Annotated in this window: 13 protein-coding genes and 1 pseudogene; 7 read left to right on the top strand and 7 right to left on the bottom strand. The window is 59.4% G+C overall.

Translation table 11 applies throughout. The features are described from left to right. Positions 1-11 precede the first annotated feature (11 nt). The gene (locus tag RHM58_RS07875; protein WP_201199131.1) at positions 12-1,427 is read right to left on the bottom strand and encodes an acetyl-CoA carboxylase biotin carboxylase subunit; all 1,416 of its coding nucleotides are present in this window, start codon (positions 1,425-1,427) and stop codon (positions 12-14) included. Positions 1,428-1,617: 190 nt separating this feature from the next. Here RHM58_RS07875 and RHM58_RS07880 point away from each other — a divergent pair, with 190 nt between their 5' ends. Beyond that, entirely contained in the window at positions 1,618-2,580 is a 963-nt protein-coding gene (locus RHM58_RS07880) for a LysR family transcriptional regulator (protein ID WP_322270023.1), read from the top strand. Here RHM58_RS07880 and RHM58_RS07885 read toward each other — a convergent pair. Further along, positions 2,522-2,734 (bottom strand): PA3496 family putative envelope integrity protein, encoded by a 213-nt coding sequence (locus RHM58_RS07885; RefSeq protein ID WP_201199133.1) that lies wholly within the window; start codon positions 2,732-2,734, stop codon positions 2,522-2,524. The genes RHM58_RS07880 and RHM58_RS07885 overlap by 59 nt on opposite strands. Before the next feature lie 195 nt (positions 2,735-2,929). Then, positions 2,930-3,796, bottom strand: coding sequence for a transcriptional regulator HexR (gene hexR / locus RHM58_RS07890; protein ID WP_008027445.1), 867 nt, complete (start codon positions 3,794-3,796; stop codon positions 2,930-2,932). Between the two features lie 268 nt (positions 3,797-4,064). On the opposite strand from hexR, the gene RHM58_RS07895 reads away from it, so the two are divergent. Then, positions 4,065-4,379, top strand: coding sequence for a hypothetical protein (locus RHM58_RS07895; protein ID WP_201255046.1), 315 nt, complete (start codon positions 4,065-4,067; stop codon positions 4,377-4,379). Positions 4,380-4,452: 73 nt separating this feature from the next. On the opposite strand, the pseudogene RHM58_RS33935 reads toward RHM58_RS07895, so the two are convergent. Both RHM58_RS33935 and RHM58_RS33940 read right to left on the bottom strand, forming a co-directional pair. Then, positions 4,453-5,699, bottom strand: a pseudogene (locus tag RHM58_RS33935) (putative bifunctional diguanylate cyclase/phosphodiesterase). Further along, the gene (locus RHM58_RS33940; protein ID WP_416195298.1) at positions 5,584-7,257 is read right to left on the bottom strand and encodes a PAS domain-containing protein; all 1,674 of its coding nucleotides are present in this window, start codon (positions 7,255-7,257) and stop codon (positions 5,584-5,586) included. Before RHM58_RS33940 ends, RHM58_RS33935 begins: the two are co-directional and overlap by 116 nt. A 323-nt stretch (positions 7,258-7,580) precedes the next feature. Here RHM58_RS33940 and uvrD point away from each other — a divergent pair, with 323 nt between their 5' ends. The 4 genes from uvrD to RHM58_RS07920 all read left to right on the top strand — a co-directional run bounded on the left by uvrD (position 7,581) and on the right by RHM58_RS07920 (position 11,968). Further along, positions 7,581-9,767, top strand: a complete 2,187-nt coding sequence (uvrD, locus tag RHM58_RS07905; protein WP_322270024.1) for a DNA helicase II — start codon at positions 7,581-7,583, stop codon at positions 9,765-9,767. A 221-nt stretch (positions 9,768-9,988) separates the two neighbouring features. Beyond that, entirely contained in the window at positions 9,989-10,366 is a 378-nt protein-coding gene (locus tag RHM58_RS07910; protein ID WP_416195299.1) for an EamA family transporter, read from the top strand. Positions 10,367-10,543: 177 nt separating this feature from the next. Beyond that, entirely contained in the window at positions 10,544-11,413 is an 870-nt protein-coding gene (locus RHM58_RS07915; protein ID WP_201199137.1) for a Tim44 domain-containing protein, read from the top strand. 147 nt (positions 11,414-11,560) lie between these two features. Then, a complete protein-coding gene (locus tag RHM58_RS07920) occupies positions 11,561-11,968 on the top strand; it encodes an SMI1/KNR4 family protein (protein WP_007943369.1) in 408 nt (135 codons plus the stop codon). Positions 11,969-11,989: 21 nt separating this feature from the next. Here RHM58_RS07920 and RHM58_RS07925 read toward each other — a convergent pair whose 3' ends face one another. Next, positions 11,990-13,753 carry a cation:proton antiporter gene (locus RHM58_RS07925; RefSeq protein WP_322270026.1) on the bottom strand — a complete coding sequence of 588 codons (1,764 nt, stop codon included), beginning with the start codon at positions 13,751-13,753 and terminating at the stop codon, positions 11,990-11,992. A 285-nt stretch (positions 13,754-14,038) separates the two neighbouring features. Here RHM58_RS07925 and RHM58_RS07930 point away from each other — a divergent pair, with 285 nt between their 5' ends. Beyond that, positions 14,039-14,521 (top strand): acyl-CoA thioesterase, encoded by a 483-nt coding sequence (locus RHM58_RS07930; protein ID WP_201199141.1) that lies wholly within the window; start codon positions 14,039-14,041, stop codon positions 14,519-14,521. A gap of 148 nt (positions 14,522-14,669) precedes the next feature. Here the strand turns inward: RHM58_RS07930 and pdxY are convergent, their stop codons facing one another. After that, positions 14,670-15,542 (bottom strand): pyridoxal kinase PdxY, encoded by an 873-nt coding sequence (gene pdxY / locus RHM58_RS07935; protein WP_201199143.1) that lies wholly within the window; start codon positions 15,540-15,542, stop codon positions 14,670-14,672. Positions 15,543-15,650: the final 108 nt, after the last annotated feature.

The raw sequence follows: 15,650 nt of genomic DNA on the forward strand, positions 1-15,650 counted from the left end.
TGGAATATTCCTCACAGGCCTGCGTGGGCGGCGATGGCGGCGGCGATGGCCAGGGCCAGCTCTTCGGGTTTGCGCTTGATCGAGTAGTTGGTCAGTTCAGGGTGGCTTTCAACGAAGCTGGTGTTGAACTGGCCGCTACGGAATTCCGGGTTACGCAGGATTTCCTGGTAGTACGCGGCGGTGGTCTTGACCCCTTGCAGACGCATGTCGTCGAGGGCACGCAAGCCACGGTCCATTGCCTCTTCCCAAGTCAGCGCCCACACCACCAGTTTCAGGCACATGGAGTCGTAGAACGGCGGGATGGTGTAGCCGGTGTAGATCGCCGTGTCGGTACGAACGCCAGGACCGCCGGGTGCGTAGTAACGGGTGATCTTGCCGAAGCTCGGCAGGAAGTTGTTTTTCGGGTCTTCGGCGTTGATCCGGAATTGCAGCGCGAAACCGCGATGCTGGATGTCTTCCTGTTTCACCGAAAGCGGCAGGCCGGACGCGATGCGGATCTGCTCACGCACAATGTCGATGCCGGTGATTTCTTCGGTGATGGTGTGTTCCACCTGCACCCGAGTGTTCATCTCCATGAAGTACACCTCGCCCTCGGCGAGCAGGAACTCCACGGTACCGGCGTTCTCGTAACCCACAGCCTTGGCCGCACGCACCGACAGGTCGCCGATGTAGGCGCGCTGTTCCGGGGTCAGTTGCGGGCTCGGGGCGATCTCGATCAGCTTCTGGTTGCGGCGCTGAATCGAGCAATCACGCTCGAACAGGTGCACGACGTTGCCAAAGCTGTCGCCGAGGATCTGCGCTTCGATGTGTTTCGGATTGACGATGCACTTTTCCAGGAACACTTCCGCCGAACCAAAGGCCTTGGTCGCTTCGGAAATGACCCGTGGGAATGCTTGTTCAAGATCTTCTCGGCTGTCGCAGCGACGGATACCCCGGCCGCCACCACCGGAGGTGGCCTTGAGCATGACCGGATAACCGATGCGGTCGCCTTCAACCAAGGCTTCGGCGATGTCCGCAACGTTGCCCTCGGTCCCGGGAGTGACCGGTACGCCCGCCTTGATCATGCTGCGACGGGCTTCAGTCTTGTCGCCCATGCGGCGGATCACTTCAGCCGATGGACCGATGAACTTGATGCCGCGCTCGGCGCAGATATCTGCCAGCTCAGCGTTTTCCGACAGGAATCCGTAGCCGGGATGCAATGCATCACAACCGGTTTCCACTGCCAGATTTACCAATTTGCGCGCATTCAGGTAACCCGCTAGTGGCTCGGCACCGATGCTGTGGGCCTCGTCCGCACGCTTCACATGCAAGGCATGGCGGTCGGCGTCGGAATAGATCGCGACCGAGCGAATGCCCATCTCGGCGCAAGCACGCACGATTCGTACGGCAATCTCACCACGGTTGGCGATCAGGATCTTTGTTATCACTTGGAGGTTCCCTTGAGCCGGTGGTACCCACGACCTGCTAGACCAGGTCGACGCGTGACTAAATGTTTCAATTTAGTCGCAGCCCCACACTAGCCCCCATGAGGGATTAACAAAAATGATTAATAATTGGGTCAGGCATAAGTAAAGACTTATAGTTGAATCACCAGCCTGCGGCGAGACTCCTTATAAAATGCGTAAGTCCTTGATGCGTATGACATTACGTCAATTGCAGATCTTCAATGAAGTCTGTGATTTGAGGTCCTACAGCCGCGCGGCTGACGAAATGTCCCTCACACAACCTGCCGTGAGCCTACAGATTCGTCAACTTGAGGAGCTGATTGGCCAACCTTTGTTCGATTACGTCGGCAAAAAACTCTACATGACCGAAGCCGCGGAAGCGCTTCAGCGTGCCAGCCGAGACATTTTCGGGCGCCTGGAAAACCTCGACATGCAGCTGTCGGACATGCAGGGCTCACTGCAAGGCCAACTGAAACTCGCGGTGGAATCCAGCGCCAAGTATTTCGTGCCGCACTTGTTTGCCGCGTTCAAGCGCCAGCACCCGGAAGTGAACCTGCAACTGACCGTGGTGAATCGCGGCCAGGTCATCCGGCGCCTCTCGGACAACCGTGATGATCTGGTGATCATGTCGATGGTGCCGCAGGACATGGGGCTGGAGTTCCTGCCGTTCCTTAACAATCCGATCGTCGCCGTGGCACCGCCGGAACATCCGCTGTGCCACATGGGGCCGCTGCGCTTGCAGGATCTTGAGCCTTACACGCTGCTGATGCGCGAACCAGGGTCCGGTACGCGGATGGCGTGCGAAGAGTATTTCAAAGAGAAGCGCGTGCACTTCACCCAGACCCAAGAGGTCGCGTCGGCTGAAGCCCAGCGTGAATGTGTGTTGGCGGGCCTGGGCGTCGCGCTGTTGACGCGCCACGCCCTGAACCTGGAGTTGGCGACCGGCGGACTCATTGAGCTGCCGGTCGAAGAACTGCCGCTGTATCGCAGCTGGTGCCTGGTGCAGGCCAAGGCTAAACGCCTGTCACCGGTGGCTCACGCGTTCCTTGCGTTTATCCGCAGCGAACGGGTGCAGATCAGCGCGCTGGTTGAGCGTTTCGACGGGAAGCTACGGGAGCTGCCTGCCAGTAGTTGAGTTCCAGTTCGTCAGGAAAATCGCCAATCTCGGCCAGAAGCTGACGGCGTTCGGAGCGATCTTCGATGGCGCGGCGGAATTCCATGCGGCGCTGGTCTTCTTGCTGACGACGGGTTTTCAGGGCGCTGTTGCGTTCTTCGTAGGGCTGGGCCATTTCGAGTCTCCCAAGGCGATTACGGGAGTTACACGATGAACGCTGGGGATGACGGTTTGGCGGCGGGCGGGTTACAGGGATGTGAATATTGCCGGGTTCTGCAGGCGGGGCAAAAGCAAAGATCGCAGCCTTCGGCAGCTCCTACAGGGGAATGTGAACACCCGTAGGAGCTGCCAAGGCTGCGATCTTTGGATCTTAGTCGTCCAGCGCTTTCACCGACTTGGGCGACAACCGCAAGCTACGAAGGCTGCGCTTGACGCTTTTCAGGTGATTAACCAGGCTCGGCCCGCGCGCCATAGCCACGCCCATCGCCAACACGTCGATCACCACCAGATGGGCGATGCGCGAGGTCAGCGGCGTGTAGATTTCGGTGTCTTCATGCACATCGATTGCCAGGTTGACGGTCGACAACTCGGCCAACGGCGTCTGGCTCGGGCACAAGGTGATCAACGAGGCGCCGCTTTCACGCACCAGGTTCGCAGTGATCAACAAATCCTTGGAACGCCCGGACTGGGAAATACAGATCGCCACGTCGGTCGGCTTCAACGTTACCGCCGACATCGCCTGCATGTGCGGGTCGGAATAGGCCGCTGCGGTCAGCAACAAACGGAAGAACTTGTGCTGGGCATCCGCCGCCACCGCACCCGACGCGCCAAAGCCATAGAACTCGACGCGCTGGGCCTGAGACATCAGCGACACCGCCCGCTGCAATTCGACCGGATCGAGCTTCTCGCGAACCTCCATCAACGTGTGCAGCGTGGTGTCGAAGATTTTCAGGCTGTAGTCAGCGACCGAATCGTCTTCATGAATTGCGAACTGCCCGAAGCTCGCACCGGCCGCCAGACTCTGGGCCAGCTTCAGCTTCAAGTCCTGGAAACCGGAACAACCAATGGCGCGGCAAAAGCGCACGATGGTCGGCTCGCTGATGCCCACACTGTGGGCCAGGTCGGCCATGGAACTGTGCATCACCGCCGCAGGATCAAGCAGCACGTGGTCGGCGACCTTGAGCTCCGACTTGCGTAACAGGTGGCGTGACTGGGCGATGTGTTGCAGCAGATTCAAAGGGGTCGACTCTTTGTTATTGGCAGGTGCCGGGGATGTAGCACGCTTGTAGTTATACTACATGAATCGGCTTTTTGCCCGTTCAATGCGTAACAACATCCCCCCATTTCAGGCACGCGCGCTTCATGTAGCACTCCCGGCCCGGATTCAGTGGGACACAGCACAAAAATTTACCCATGCACTACATATGTACCGCACCTGAATAAGCCGAGCTGCATAGATTGGGTCGTGCAGGACGCAATCAAACTTATTACAGGAGTTATCAACCATGACCATTCAAACAAGTGACTGGGTCGCGCAAATCGACCGGATGCCGGGCAATCCTTCCTTTCGCACCTATGGCACCGTGCGCGTCGCACATCCGGGCATCACGCCGACACTGCTGAAAAGCAAAAAACAAGACAAGTCCTCCGATCTGCGGCTGGAACTGAAGCTTGAGAATTCTGGCGGCATTTTCATTCAGGTCGAAACGGACAAACCGGTCACCTACACGGAGCCAGGTGCTTCGCAGGTCACCGGCGTAAGCATCTTCTTCGAAGGTAAATTGCTGCACCGCATTGATAACGTGCTGACTACAAACTAAGCGCGAAAGGTTTCGTTCACCGGCTGCGTATTCGCCCGCCAGACCAACAGCGTCTGGCGGGTCTTTTAGCGATTCATTCCGCAAGCTGCTCTCGAAGCAAACCTGCCAAGGCTGTGGCATCCACAGGCCGACTGATCAGATAACCCTGCACTTCATCACAACGCTCGGCGGTCAGAAAATCCAGCTGCTGCTGGTCTTCCACGCCCTCTGCGACAACCTTGAGCGACAACCCATGCGCCATCGCAATGATCGCCCGGGTAATCGCCGCATCCTCGCTGCCCTCCCCAAGCCCCGGATAAACGCCTGATCGATCTTCACGTAATCCACTGGAATACGCTTGAGGTAGCTCAGTGATGAATAGCCAGTACCAAAATCATCAATCGCCAGTTTCACACCCAGATCACGCAACTGCTGGAAGGTCGCGATGATGTGTTCGACGCTGTCCAGCAACTGGCTTTCGGTGAGTTCCAGTTCCAGGTGGTGCGGCGCCAGACCGGTTTCCTCCAGCACCTGGCGCACCAGACTGACCAGTTTTCCCTGACGCAATTGATGCACCGACAGGTTGACCGACACCCGGATTGGCTCAAGCCCCTGGCGCTGCCATTCGCAGGCTTGCCAGCACGCCTGACGCAGCACGAACTCGCCAATCGGGCCAATCAACCCGGTCTCCTCGGCCAAGCCAATGAAATCGTTTGGAGGCACCGAGCCCATTGTCGGGTGGTCCCAGCGCACCAACGCTTCGGCGGCGTTCAGCCGGCCGGTGGCGAGGCAGAGTTTCGGTTGGTAAAACACCTTCAACTGCTTTTCTTCGATGGCTTTGCGCAACTGGTTCTCGAGCTGCAAACGCTCAAGGGTGCTGGCTTGCAAGCTGTCGGTGTAGAACTGGAAGTTGTTACCGCCCAGGTGCTTGGCATGTTGCATGGCCATGTTCGACTGACTGACCAGCGCGGAAATTTCTCTCGCGTTGTCCGGCAACAGGCTGATGCCCATGGACGCACTGACCACCAGTTCATGGCCGTCGACCGTCAACGGCAAGCGCAGCTTGGTCGACAACCGGGTTGCCACCCGCGCCAGGCTCGACAAGTTGCCGTAGGCGTCGAACAACACCGCGAACTCGTCACCGGACAGCCGCGCAATGGTGTCCGCCTCAGGCAACGCATTCACCAGCCGCCGAGCCATTTTCTGCAATAGCTGGTCGGCGATCTCATGGCCAAGGCTGTCGTTGAGCGAGCTTGAAACGATCCAGATTGATGTGCAGCAACGCGAGGCTGCGCCGACCGCCCTGACGCACTCGCTGATGAGCCTCGCGCAGCCGTTCATGGAACAGCGAGCGGTTGGCCAGGCCCGTGAGTTCGTCGTAATGGGTCAGGTAGCGCATACGCTCTTCGGATTCGCGCCGGGCGGATAGATCGGCGAAGAAGCCTACAATATGACTAACCTTTCCCCGAGAATCGCGTACTGCGTTCAATTGCAGCCATTGCGGATACAGCTCGCCATTCTTGCGGGTTTCCACCAGCTCACCCTGCCAACTGCCGTGTTGCTCCAGTGCCTGATGAATCGCGGTGTAGTGCCGGCGGGCATCCCGACTGCACGGCAACTCCACGACGTTGCGCCCGAGCATGTCCTCGATGTCGTAGCCGGTTACCCGGCTGAAGGCTTGGTTGACGGCGATCAGCGCGTAATTCGGGTCAAAGATCACGATGCCTTCGCTGGCTGCCTCGAACACCGTGGCCGCCAGTTGCCGCTGTTCCTCCAGGCTTTTGCTGGCACTGATATCGCGGCGAGTGCCGACCATGCGGATCACCCGGCCAGTTTCGCTGCGCTCCACCGCGCGGCCACGGTCTTCAATCCAGACCCAATGGCCGTCGCCATGCCGCACGCGGTATTCGATCTGATAATCCTCGCTGCGGCCCTTCAAGTGCTCGACCAGCGCGCGCTTGAGGGACGGCACATCGTCCGGATGCAGACGTGGCCTGAGGTGGCTGAGCATGGCGGTCACGTACTCCGGCGCCAGGCCGAACAGCTCCTGGAGCTGGGTGTGATGGACTTCGTCGGTTTGCAGGTTCCAGTCCCACAACCCTAGTTCACTGGCTTTCAATGCCAGCGCCAGGCGTGCCTCGCTTTTGCTCAAGGCTTCGGTGGCGGCGCTCAGCTCCAGACTGCGCTCGGCGACGCGGTGTTCCAGTTCGACCTGGGCTTCACGCAATTCTTCTTCAGCGCGGCGGCGCTGGTCGATTTCCTTGGCCAGTTCGTAATTGAGTTGGTCGCCCTGGGTTTGAGCGTGCTGCAAATGCTCGATCAACGCCTGATTCTGGAAGCGCCGCAACAATCCGCGATCAATCAGCCGATTGACCTGCCAGGCCACGACGCTCAACGAGCCCAGCAAAATCAGCCCGAACCAGCCCCAGCCCTGCTGCTGTTCATCACCGCCCCAGAACATATAGCCGATGGGCGGCAACAGGCAGGGCAAGGTAAAGGAGAGAAATGCCGGCAGGCTGACCGCGTAGGCCACGCTGGCCGAGAGAGCGGCGGCGCCGATCAGGCCGAACACCCAGGCTTGCTGGATGAAGGTGTCCGCGGGCACCAGGGCAATGCCGGCACCGGCGAGGGTCAGGCCGGTCATGGCCGAACCCAGTAAAAACATGCGAATCCAGACTGGATGGGCCTGACGGTTGGGAATCGCCGAATCGAAGGCCGCGACCTGAATCACTCGCAGCGCCACCAGTGACAGCAACCAGACCAGCCAGACGCTGACCAGGAAATAGCGTTGCGGGCTCCAGAGCAAACCGGCGCAGACCAGACCGTTGATTAGCATGAACAGCGTCGGCAACAGCGAGCCCTGGTAAAGCAGGCGCGTGCGTTCGACCGCCATTTCCATAGCGTACTGTTTACGAATAACCCGGGGCTCCACAGAGGGCCCGACAGGTCGGAGCTGAGGGTCATAGGCAATGTTCTTGTTCTTATAATGAGCGTGGTGAGCCCGAATTGTGCACGGAGCATACACAAGCAAAGGCCGGGACCAAACCGCCCCAAGTGACAAAGTAGACCAAAGTATCGACCGCTGACGGCGGTATAAAAGTGTCCAAGCGAGCCCCGCCGCCGCTTGCAGCCAGTGACCGACCGGTCGTCCTCCCTTCATCTTTCATCGGCTAAATCAAAGCGGGGTTTGCCCGGTGTGACGCTGCCCCCTAGAATGCCCCGATGCGCGATGATCTCTCCCTTCTGCTGAACTCCCTCAACGATGCCCAACGCCAGGCCGTAGCTGCCTCCGTGGGTCGTCAGTTGGTCCTGGCCGGTGCTGGTTCCGGTAAAACCCGAGTGCTGGTGCACCGTATCGCCTGGTTGATCCAGGTCGAAAACGCCTCGCCCCACTCGATCCTGTCGGTGACCTTCACTAATAAGGCCGCTGCCGAGATGCGTCATCGCATCGAGCAGCTGATGGGTATAAACCCGGCCGGCATGTGGGTCGGCACCTTCCACGGCCTGGCGCACCGCTTGTTGCGGGCGCACTGGCAGGAAGCCAAGCTGAGCCAGACCTTCCAGATTCTCGACAGCGACGACCAGCAACGGCTGGTCAAGCGGGTGATCCGCGAGTTGGGCCTGGACGAGCAACGCTGGCCGGTCCGTCAGGCCCAGTGGTTCATCAACGGGCAGAAAGACGAAGGTCTGCGCCCACAACACATTCAAGCCAGCGGCGATCTGTTCCTGGCCACCATGCGCAGCATTTATGAAGCCTACGAGGCCGCGTGCCTGCGCGCCGGTGTCATCGATTTCTCCGAACTGCTACTGCGCGCCCTCGACCTGTGGCGCGATAACCCGGGGTTGCTGGCGCATTATCAAAAGCGCTTCCGGCACATTCTGGTGGACGAGTTCCAGGACACCAACGCCGTGCAGTACGCCTGGTTGCGGCTGCTGGCCAAGGGCGGCGACAGCCTGATGGTGGTCGGCGACGACGACCAGTCGATCTACGGCTGGCGCGGGGCGAAAATCGAGAACATCTATCAGTACTCCGACGACTTCCCGGACGCTGAAACCATTCGTCTGGAGCAGAACTACCGTTCCACCGCCGGCATCCTCAAGGCTGCCAACGCCCTGATCGCCAATAACACCGGGCGCATGGGCAAAGAGTTGTGGACCGATGGGGGCGAAGGCGAAGCAATCAACTTGTATGCCGCGTTCAACGAACACGATGAAGCACGCTACGTGGTGGAAACCATCGAAAGCGCGCTGAAAACCGGCTTGGCTCGCAGTGATATTGCGATTTTGTACCGCTCCAACGCCCAATCCCGCGTTTTGGAAGAAGCCTTGCTGCGCGAGCGCATCCCGTACCGCATCTATGGCGGTCAGCGCTTTTTCGAACGGGCGGAAATCAAGAACGCCATGGCCTACCTGCGCTTGCTGGAAGGTCGTGGTAACGATGCGGCGCTGGAGCGGGTGATCAACGTCCCGGCCCGCGGCATTGGCGAGAAAACCGTCGAAGCGATTCGCGACCACGCGCGTCATAGCGATGTGTCGATGTGGGAAGCCATGCGTTTGCTGGTCGCCAACAAAGGCCTGACCGGCCGTGCTGCGGGCGCCTTGGGTGGGTTTATCGAGCTGATCGAGAACCTCGCCGCCAAGTGTATGGAAATGCCGCTGCACCTGATGACCCAGACGGTCATCGAGCAGTCCGGGCTGATCGCCTATCACGAAGCGGAAAAAGGCGAGAAAGGCCAGGCCCGGGTAGAAAACCTTGAGGAACTGGTCAGCGCTGCGCGCAATTTCGAGAAAGCTGAAGAAGAAGACGAGGACCTGACGCCACTGGCCGCATTCCTCGGCCACGCTTCGCTGGAAGCCGGCGACACGCAGGCTGACGAACACGAAGACAGCATTCAGCTGATGACCCTGCACAGCGCCAAAGGCCTGGAATTCCCTTACGTGTTCCTGGTGGGCATGGAAGAAGGCTTGTTCCCGCACAAGATGAGCCTGGAAGAACCCGGCCGTCTTGAAGAGGAACGCCGTCTGGCCTACGTCGGTATCACTCGGGCCATGCAGAACCTGGTCATGACCTACGCTGAAACCCGACGCCTGTACGGCAGTGAGACCTACAACAAGGTCTCGCGTTTCGTACGTGAAGTGCCCAAAGGCCTGATTCAGGAAGTGCGGCTGTCCAACAGCGTCAGCCGTCCGTTCGGCGGTGGTCAGCAGCAGAGTTCCAGCAGTTTGTTCGGCGGCAGCGAAATCCTCGACACCGGCTTCAGCCTCGGCCAGGCTGTTCGGCATTCAGTGTTTGGCGACGGCGTGATCCTGAACTTCGAAGGCGCCGGGGCCCAGGCTCGGGTGCAGGTGAATTTTGGCGAAGGCAGCAAGTGGTTGATGCTTGGCTATGCCAAGCTCGAAGCGATCTAAAGCCCAGCAGAGGGCTAATGTGGGAGCGGGCTTGCTCGCGAAGGCAACACCGCGGTTTTACAGAAACACCGCGTTATCGCTCTTCGCGAGCAAGCCCGTTCCCACGGGGTTTTGTGCGGCATCCAAGCTGACACGGTTGATCTTATAAAGGCGCGAATCATGGGCTCAGGCTTTTTTCTTCCTGGACATTCTGGGCCCTGCTGTCAGCGGCATTCGCCGCCATGACTGCAATCTTCGCGAAGATCGGCATCGAAAATGTCAATTCCGACTTCGCCACCCTCCTGCGCACCATCGTGGTATTGGTCAGCCTGGCCTTGATTTTGTACGCGACGGGCCAATATCAGTCATTAGGATCGATCTCTGCCAAAAGTTACCTGTTCCTGCTGCTATCAGGACTGGCGACTGGCGCCTCATGGATTTGCTACTTCCGCGCGCTGAAACTCGGCCCGGCCTCGCTGGTCGCTCCAGTGGACAAGCTCAGTGTGGTGTTGGTGGCCGTCCTCGGCGTGATCCTCGCGGACGAGAAACTCGACCTGCGCCAATGGGGCGGAATTGGCCTGATCACCGCCGGAGTGGTAATGCTCGCGTTGCGACGCTGAGCAAACTTCCGGCAGAACCTATCCACTTGTCCTACAGACAAAAGTACAAGGCCTTATTGCCCCGACGTAGCTGAACGCAACCTGTCAGGCAAAAGCCCGAAACACTCTGCCGCTAGCCAGTGTCACTTCAGCTGTGCAACATGGCGCGCGTGCCATCCACAAATGGGAATTCCCTTTATGAAACGTTTTCTTAGCATCGCCATGGCGTTGTGCATCGGCCTGACGATGAGCCTCGACGCCAACGCCAAGCGCTTTGGTGGCGGCAAAAGCGTCGGCGCTGCGCCGACCCACCAAACCAGCCAAATGGCCCCTTCTTCCGCCGCGGGCGGCGCTGCGGCGACCGCTGGTGCTGCCGGTGCCGCAGGCGCTGCGGCCAAGGCCGGCGGTGCTTCGCGCTGGCTCGGCCCTCTGGCCGGTATCGCTGCCGGCGGCCTGCTGGCCTCCATGTTCATGGGCGGTGGCTTCCAGGGCATGCAGATCTTCGACATCCTGATCATGGCGGTCATTGCCTTCTTGATCTTCCGCTTCATCGCCGCCCGTCGCCGCAAGCAGCAGGAGCACATGGCTCCGGCTGGCGCGCCGATGCAGCGTGAAGTGTTCGAGAACAAGCCTGCCAGTGGTTCGATCTTCGGCGGTTCGGCTGCACCTGCTGCCGCTCGTCCGGTGATCAATGCTCCGGCCTGGTTCAATGAACAGAGCTTCGTCGAAGCGGCCCGCAACCACTTCCAGTCCCTGCAGCAGCATTGGGACGCCAACGAAATGGACAAGATCGCCGAGTTCGTGACCCCGCAGATGCTGGAGTTCCTCAAGCGCGAACGTGCAGATCTGGGCGAAGGCTTCCAGTCCACCTACATCGATAACCTCCAGGTACAACTGGATGGCGTGGATGATCGGGCGGACAAGACTATCGCCACCCTGACCTTCAGCGGTGTGTCGAAGACTTCGCGCTTCGACCAGGGCGAAGTGTTCAGCGAAAGCTGGAACATGGAACGTCCACAGGGCGAGAACCAGCCTTGGCTGGTCGCCGGTATCCGCCAGAACGGCTGAACCGACGCGCAATAAACCTGTCGCAATATTGGCGCAATCAAAACCCCGGCCTCGGCCGGGGTTTTCTATTTCGCGGTTGCATCTATAGCGAGCTACTGTATAAACCGCCCCAACTAAACCGCGCCATCAAGCAAGAGGATCCCGGACGTGGAAGAAATCATCGAACAACTGCGTGAAGCCAACGAACCGGTACCGGTCCCCTTGGAGTTGCCCGACGAAGATCAGATCGTGGAAATCGAAGAACAACTGTTCATCGACATTCCATTTGTCTTCAGAGAATTTTTGCTGACTGTCAGTGATGTGGTCTACGGCAGCCTGGAGCCGGTGACTGTCACCGACCCGCAATCCCACACCTATCTGCCGGACGTTGCCGCCAACGCTTGGGACGCTGGCGTTGATCGCAGCATGATCCCGATCTGCCAGGACGGTGACGACTACTACCTGGTTGAAGAAGACGGCACCGTGGTGCTGTGGCAGGCCGAAGAAGAGCTGATTGCCGAAGAAACCTGGGAATCGGTGTGGCACTGGGCGCGGGACGTCTGGCTGGAAAGCTGATACGCCTGACGCCCCAGGTGGTCAATGCCCGGACGATTCCTTGTGGTTGTCCAGGGTTTCCAGCAGGGCTACCTGCATGCGTGTATGCACGCGGATGAACCAGCGCCAGAGCAGCGCCGCCACGGCGGCCGCGACGACGGCGATCAGTACCAGCAACTTGTTGGTCGGCAGAATACTGGCCGACAAGGCTGCCAGCAGCAGGAAGATCACCAGCAGCGAGAGGATCGGGATCACTTCGGCGATCACCCGGCGCACTCGCTGCGTGTGGCGGCCGGCCATCTCTGGCTTCACGCCCATCTCTGCCAATAGCATCGACAGTGCCTTGAGCTTGCGATAGGCGGCGATCAGGAACGGCAGCGACAACAGCAACGCCCCACCCCAGATCAACGCTTTCTGCCAGCTCGGGTCACTGATCCAGCCTTGCAGGTAAGCCGACATACGCTCGGCGAAAAACGCGCCCGAGAAGAAAATCGCGATCACCAGCGCCAGATTGACCCCAACCTGCAACAAAATCCGCCGAATCATCGACGCCAGCAGCGCGCCCTCGCCTTGCGGCTGAATGCTGCGCAGCCACTCGCCATACATCCCCAGCACCCGGCTCAAGCGCCCAGGCATGACCGCCGCCAGTTTGATCGACAGTGGGTCGGCCGCGCGGATCAAATACGGCGTCAGCAGTGTGGTCAGGACCGATACCGCCACGGCCACCGGATAAAGGAAGTTGCTGGTGACCTGCAAGGTCATGCCAAGCGCGGCGATGATGAAGGAAAATTCGCCAATCTGTGAAAGACCCATCCCGACCCGCAGTGAGGTTCGTCCGTCATTGCCGGCGATAAACGCCCCGAGGCCGCAGGACAGCATCTTGCCCAGCACCACCGCCACGGTGATCACCGCGATTGGCCAGGCATATTGCAGCAGGATCATCGGATCAAGCATCAGCCCGATGGCGACGAAGAAGATTGCGCTGAACAGGTCGCGAACCGGCTCGATCAGACGTTCGATCTTCAGCAACTGCCGGGATTCGGCCATGATCGCGCCAATCAGGAAGGCGCCGAGGACCATGCTGTATTCGAGCTTGACCACCAGCAGGCAAAAGCCGAAACACAGGCCCAGTACGGTAATCAGCAGCATTTCATTGCTTTCGAATTTAGCCACGTAGGCCAATAGCCGCGGCACCAACAAGATGCCGATGACCAGTGCGACGATCATGAACAGCGAGAGCTTGCCGACGGTCGAGAACACTTCGCCGGAACTGACCGTACCGCTGACTGCGATGCTCGACAGCAAGGCGATGATGCCGATGCCGAGGATGTCTTCGACAATCAGCACACCGAAGATCAACTGGGCGAAGCGCTCGTTCTTCATCTTCAGGTCGTTGAGGGCCTTGACGATGATGGTGGTTGAGGAAATCGCCAGGATCGCCCCCAGGAACAGCGAATCCATGGTGTTCCAGTCAAACCAGCGGCCGATTTCGTAGCCGATCCAGATCATCAGCACGATTTCCAGGAACGCCGCGATAAACGCCGTGGCTCCAACCTTGAAGAGCTTGCGCAGGCTGAACTCCAGGCCCAGGCAGAACATCAGGAAAATCACCCCGAGTTCAGCGAGGGTCTTGATGGTTTGTTCATCGTGGATCAGGCCGAACGGTGGCGTGTGCGGGCCAATAATGAAACCGGCGACGATATAACCAAGAACCACCGGTTGTTTGAAACGATGAAAGAGCACGGTTACCACGCCTGCGACCAACATGATCACTGCCAGGTCTTGAATGAAACTGATGGCATGCATGGTATGGCGCTCCTTGGGTGATAGTGCTCAAACGGCAGACGCAGGAAAGGTCTGTTGAACCAGAGTAAAAATCTGCTTATGGCGTAGGAATCGTCCTTGGGATGGGCTTTTGAAGGGTAACACCGCGACTTCCGGCAGAAAGGCGGCGCAATATATGGAAACAGATCGATCAAGGCGTGACGGCAGCCACTTGCCCGGCGTCCCGATAACTGTTGGTTTTGAAAAGCCGACTACGCACCCGCAGAGGTGCGCTCCCGAAAACCTGCCTTGACCCGTGAGAACGCTATGGAACCCGGAAACGCCCAACTGTCGATGACGGTATTGATGACCCCCGACATGGCCAACTTCTCTGGCAATGTCCACGGTGGCACCCTGCTCAAATACCTCGACGAAGTGGCCTACGCCTGCGCCAGCCGTTATGCCGGCCGCTACGTGGTGACCCTGTCGGTGGATCAGGTGATTTTCCGCGAGCCGATCCATGTCGGCGAGCTGGTGACGTTCCTGGCGTCGGTCAACTACACCGGCAACACCTCGATGGAGGTGGGCATCAAGGTGGTGACCGAGAACATCCGCGAACGCTCGGTGCGCCACACCAATAGCTGCTTCTTCACCATGGTCGCGGTGGATGACCAGCGCAAACCGGCCGTCGTCCCGCCGCTGCAGCCGGAGAACAGCGAAGACAAGCGTCGCTTTATGCAGGCCCAGCAGCGTCGGCAGATTCGCCAGGAGCTGGAAAAGCGTTATCAGGAAATCAAGGACGACGCCTGAGCTGTTCAGTCAGGTTGAGGGTGTTCTTTAGATAGCCTTCGCGAGCAAGCCCGCTCCCACATTGGTTCTGCGGTGTGCACACATTTTGTGCAACGCAGCAGAACCAATGTGGGAGCGGGCTTGCTCGCGAATGGGCTCGACGCCGAACTCAGAGACTGATCGGGGTCGCTTCGAACCGCACCCGAGGATGTGCGATCCGGTCCTGCGCCCGCACCAGTTCCAGCTCATAGCTGGCGCACGCCTGGGTTTCCAGCAGCACCTCATGCACCGCGGCCGCGGTGAACTCAAACGCCGCCACCAGGCTGTCACCCAACAGCACGCGAGCCAGGAACAGCCCGGACGTCAGGTCGCCCACGCCCACCGGCTGCCGCGGAAACGCCAACAATGGCCGACGCAGGTGCCAACTCCCTTCAGCGGTCACCAGCAGCATCTCGAAAACCTCTTCAGGTTTGCCGGGATAGTCCAGATGCTTGACCAGCACAGCCTTCGGCCCACGCGCCATCAGCGCTCGCGCCATGGCCAGGCAATCGAACAACGACTGCGGTTTGCGCCCTGAGAAGCTGTCCAGCTCCAGCTGATTCGGGCACATGAAGTCGGCGACGGCCGCCGCTTCCTCCAACAGGAAGTCACTGACCTCGACCGGCACACTGCAGCCCTTCTCCGGGTGTCCCATCACCGGATCGCACAAATACAACGCCTTGGGGTTGATCGACTTGATCCGCGCCACGCCCGTAAGGATCGCCCGGCCCTGGGCCGCACTGCCGAGATAACCCGACAACACCGCATCGCAGTTGCCCAGCTCACCAATCGCCGCGATGCCTTCCACCAGCTCGGGAATCTGATGCGGTGGCAGTATTTCACCTGCCCACTGCCCGTATTGCGTGTGGTTGGAGAACTGCACGGTGTTGAGCGGCCAGACATTCACCCCGACCCGCTGCATCGGGAAAACCGCGGCGCTGTTACCGGCGTGGCCGAACACCACGTGGGACTGGATGGCGAGCAGATGGGGCGTACGTTTCATGCGGTGAGTTTTCCGTAAAACGAATGAAATTCGAGCCGCGCAGTATGCGACTAAACGCAGCCTGTACGACAGACCAGCGACGCAGTTAAGCTGGCACTATCTTGTTGG

Source organism: Pseudomonas sp. 10S4 (assembly GCF_034344865.1).
In the GTDB taxonomy this organism is placed as follows: Bacteria; Pseudomonadota; Gammaproteobacteria; order Pseudomonadales; family Pseudomonadaceae; genus Aquipseudomonas.

Bases quoted from the DNA above. Each gene is read 5' to 3' on its own strand.
- RHM58_RS07925 (WP_322270026.1), bottom strand. From the start codon at position 13,753: ATGCATGCCATCAGTTTCATTCAAGACCTGGCAGTGATCATGTTGGTC.
- pdxY (WP_201199143.1), bottom strand. From the start codon at position 15,542: ATGAAACGTACGCCCCATCTGCTCGCCATCCAGTCCCACGTGGTGTTC.
- RHM58_RS07930 (WP_201199141.1), top strand. From the start codon at position 14,039: ATGGAACCCGGAAACGCCCAACTGTCGATGACGGTATTGATGACCCCC.
- RHM58_RS33940 (WP_416195298.1), bottom strand. From the start codon at position 7,257: ATGGAAATGGCGGTCGAACGCACGCGCCTGCTTTACCAGGGCTCGCTG.
- RHM58_RS07910 (WP_416195299.1), top strand. From the start codon at position 9,989: ATGACTGCAATCTTCGCGAAGATCGGCATCGAAAATGTCAATTCCGAC.
- RHM58_RS07915 (WP_201199137.1), top strand. From the start codon at position 10,544: ATGAAACGTTTTCTTAGCATCGCCATGGCGTTGTGCATCGGCCTGACG.
- RHM58_RS07885 (WP_201199133.1), bottom strand. From the start codon at position 2,734: ATGGCCCAGCCCTACGAAGAACGCAACAGCGCCCTGAAAACCCGTCGT.
- RHM58_RS07895 (WP_201255046.1), top strand. From the start codon at position 4,065: ATGACCATTCAAACAAGTGACTGGGTCGCGCAAATCGACCGGATGCCG.
- uvrD (WP_322270024.1), top strand. From the start codon at position 7,581: ATGCGCGATGATCTCTCCCTTCTGCTGAACTCCCTCAACGATGCCCAA.
- RHM58_RS07880 (WP_322270023.1), top strand. From the start codon at position 1,618: ATGCGTAAGTCCTTGATGCGTATGACATTACGTCAATTGCAGATCTTC.